Annotated in this window: 3 protein-coding genes and 1 pseudogene; all 4 read right to left on the bottom strand. The window is 71.5% G+C overall.

All coding sequences use genetic code 11. From position 1 onward, the window contains the following. Window positions 1-560: pseudogene (locus VIB55_RS13555) on the bottom strand (hypothetical protein); the annotation flags it as partial. Window positions 561-662: 102 nt separating this feature from the next. Continuing rightward, entirely contained in the window at window positions 663-1,862 is a 1,200-nt protein-coding gene (locus VIB55_RS13550; protein ID WP_331877187.1) for a threonine synthase, read from the bottom strand. Between the two features lie 124 nt (window positions 1,863-1,986). Continuing rightward, window positions 1,987-2,424, bottom strand: coding sequence for an IS200/IS605 family transposase (gene tnpA / locus VIB55_RS13545; RefSeq protein WP_422655650.1), 438 nt, complete (start codon window positions 2,422-2,424; stop codon window positions 1,987-1,989). Between the two features lie 142 nt (window positions 2,425-2,566). Beyond that, window positions 2,567-3,008: hypothetical protein (locus VIB55_RS13540; protein ID WP_331877185.1), on the bottom strand; the 442-nt coding region annotated here is incomplete at its 5' end.

Below are 3,008 nucleotides of genomic sequence, written 5' to 3'. Positions count from 1 at the left end.
GGGCGGATGCGGCTCGTTCCCCCGCCCGTTCCCGGCCCCACGCCGGAGCCGATTCCGCCGCCCGTCCCCCCGCCCGATCCGCCGCCGGAGCCGGGCCCAACACCGGGCCCCTGCCCGGGCCCTTCGCCGGGACCCTGCCCGTTGCCCGCTCCCCCGCCGGTGCCCGCGGAAACGGGCGGCGTGGGGGCGGGCGGACGCGGCGCGGCCTCCGCCGGGGGCGCGGGCTGGGGCGGCGTGGGAACCGGCGTGGGCTCGGGCGGAACCAGCACGTCCTCCACCACCTCCGGAACGGGCTCCGGCTCTACGACGGGCGCGGGCGGCGCGATGTCGACGTACGTCACCAGCTCCGTTCCCGCGCTGCCGCCCCCGCCACCGCCGCCGCCCTCGGGAAACGCCAGCACCGGCCCGGTGCCGGTGGGCTCCAGCGCCATGAGCACGCCCGAGTGGCCCATCCACAGGATGAGACCGACCAGCACGACGTGCAGCAGGGCGGCGGAAGCCGCCGCCGCCAGCGCTCCCCGTCGAACCGGCTTCTTGATTCCGCTGGCGTACTCGAACACCGCTTCGTCTCCGCGTTTCGCCGCGCCCCGTGCGCCGGCTGTCCTACTGATACCTCCGTCGGCCCCCCGTTGATCCAGAACGGGCGGAGCACGCCGGATGTTTCAGGTTCGGACGACGTACTTGAGCCCGCTCCCCGTGTTGAACAGCACCACGCGGTCTTCGGCGCGGATGGCACCCAGCTGGCGCAGGCGCGCGGCGGCCACGGCGGTGGCGGCCCCTTCTGGCGCGCAGAACACGCCGGTGTCGGTGCCTACCAGGCGCGTCCAATCGCGCATGTCGTCGTCGCTGACGGCCAGGGCGGCGCCGCCGGAACTGCGGAGTGCGTCCAGGATCAGGAAGTCGCCCACCGCGCGGGGCACGCGCAGCCCCGAAGCGTAGGTGTGCGCGTTCACCCAGGGCTCGGCGTACTCCGTGCCCTGCTCGAAGGCGCGGACCATGGGGGCGCACCCTTCCGCCTGCACGCAGATCATCCGCGGGCGCTCCGGGCCGATCCAGCCCAGCCGCTCCATCTCGTCGAACGCCTTCCACATCCCCACCAGCCCGGTGCCGCCACCGGTGGGATAGACGATGACGTCGGGCAGCGTCCACCCGAGCTGCTCGGCCACCTCGTACCCCATCGTCTTCTTGCCCTCCACGCGGTACGGCTCCTTGAGCGTGGACAGGTCGAACCAGCCGTGCTCGCGCGTGCCCTCGGCCACGCGGGCGGCGCAGTCGGTGATCAGCCCGGCGAGGAGCTCGACATCTGCACCCAGCGCCCGCATCTCCTCGATGATGGGGTGCGGCGTGTCGTCGGGGACGACGACGTGCGCCGTCATCCCCGCGGCGGCGGCGTAGGCGGCGGTGGCGCTCCCCGCGTTGCCGGCGGAAGGGATGCCCACTTCGGTAACGCCCAGCTCCTTGGCCCGCGAGATGGCCATGCACAGCCCGCGCGCCTTGAACGACGCGGTGGGGTTCTGCCCCTCGTCTTTCACCCAGCACTGCGCCACGCCCAGGCGGCTGGCCAGCCGCGGCGCGTCGATCATGGGCGTGAACCCCTCGCCCAGGCGGACGGCGTTGGCGGGATCGCGCACGGGCAGCAGCTCGGCGTAGCGCCACAGGTCAGCCGAGCGCCCGGCTAGGTCGTCGCGCCGCAGCCGCCCGCCGATCAGATCCAGCGCGTAGCGGGGGTACAGCGGCTTTTCGCAGCAGGGCGAAAGCCGGTGCAGCACCTCGCTTTCGTACGTGGCGCCGCAGCGGGTGCACTCCAGGTGCGTGGCCCCGCCGAACGTGGCGTGCGCGCCGCTGGTGGTTGTTTCGGTCATCTACGCTCCATTCCTGAGGAATCGCCCAAGCGCCAGGTCCGCTGGGGCGAATGAATTCGCGGCAACTACGGCCCGAAGTCCGCCTTCGCGGACTGCACCGGCTGCTTCGGTGCGTCTCCGTGGTTCAGTGCATCGACAGCCTGGCTGTTTCGGACATCGTGGGCTCGAGTTCTGGGTCCAGGCGCTTCTCCCGGTGGTGCTGCTCCTGCCGCAGGACATAGTCGCGGATCCGGGGCACATCGCTCTTCGACACGCTGAACACGCCGTATCCGCCCTGCCACTTGAAGGCCTCGCCCCGGGCGATCTCGTGCGTCATCAGGTGCGACGATGCGCCTTTTACCTGCTTCGCGAGGTTCGCGGGTGCCAACGTCGCCGGAACCCGGACGAGCAGGTGAACGTGATCCTCGATGCCACCGATCGCGATCACCTCCGCGCCCAGTTGCCCGCACTCGGCCTGAATGCACTCATACACGCGCTGCCGGACGGACGCAGTCAGAAACGGATACCGGTCCCAAGTGGCCCACGTGAAGTGCAGGTACAGCTGCGTCCAAGGGCTTCGCATACGTTCCTCCCCAGTGGCGGAATGCGCGATTTTCATTCGAACATCTCCGATACCGCGGATGCAGTCCGCGAAGGCGGACTTCGGGCCTTTGTTGCCGCGGTTTCAACCGCCCCAGCGAGGCCAGGGCCCCCTCCCCCGTGCCCTACCGGCGCCCCGGCCGGGCCGCCAGCACCGTGTCCGCCTGGCCCCCACACTTCTCACACGTTGCCGCCGACCCTTCCTGCCAGTGGTGGCACGCCGGGCAGAGCGTTACCACCCGCCCTTCCTCCTCGCTGGCGGCGGGAAGGAGAAAGGCGGCTCCGTCCTCGCCCACCACGCGCAGCGAGGGGCCCGTGTAGAAGTGGGCCAGCAGGTCACGCAGATCCACGTCGCCCGCCTTGGCAACCACGTCCTCGCGCGTGACCGCGGTCCGGTCGCGGAAGCGGGCCTTTTCCGCCGTCCACGTGCGCTCCACCCCCGGCTCGGGCGAGAGCGTCAGTGTCAATCCGCGGGTTTCCAGCGCGAACCGCACGTCCAGCCGCGTCCGCAGCCGGGCGGCGGCACGCTGCACCTCGTGCCCCGGCGCCAGCTGCTTGCGATTGGCG

Origin of the sequence: Longimicrobium sp. (genome assembly GCF_036554565.1) — a bacterium.
Taxonomy (GTDB): Bacteria; Gemmatimonadota; Gemmatimonadetes; order Longimicrobiales; family Longimicrobiaceae; genus Longimicrobium.
Note: the sequence above shows the minus strand (reverse complement) of the source record. Positions and strands in the feature narration are given on the sequence as shown.

Excerpts from the sequence above, each read along its gene's own strand:
- VIB55_RS13550 (WP_331877187.1), bottom strand. The coding sequence starts at position 1,862 with ATGACCGAAACAACCACCAGCGGCGCGCACGCCACGTTCGGCGGGGCC.
- tnpA (WP_422655650.1), bottom strand. The coding sequence starts at position 2,424 with ATGCGAAGCCCTTGGACGCAGCTGTACCTGCACTTCACGTGGGCCACT.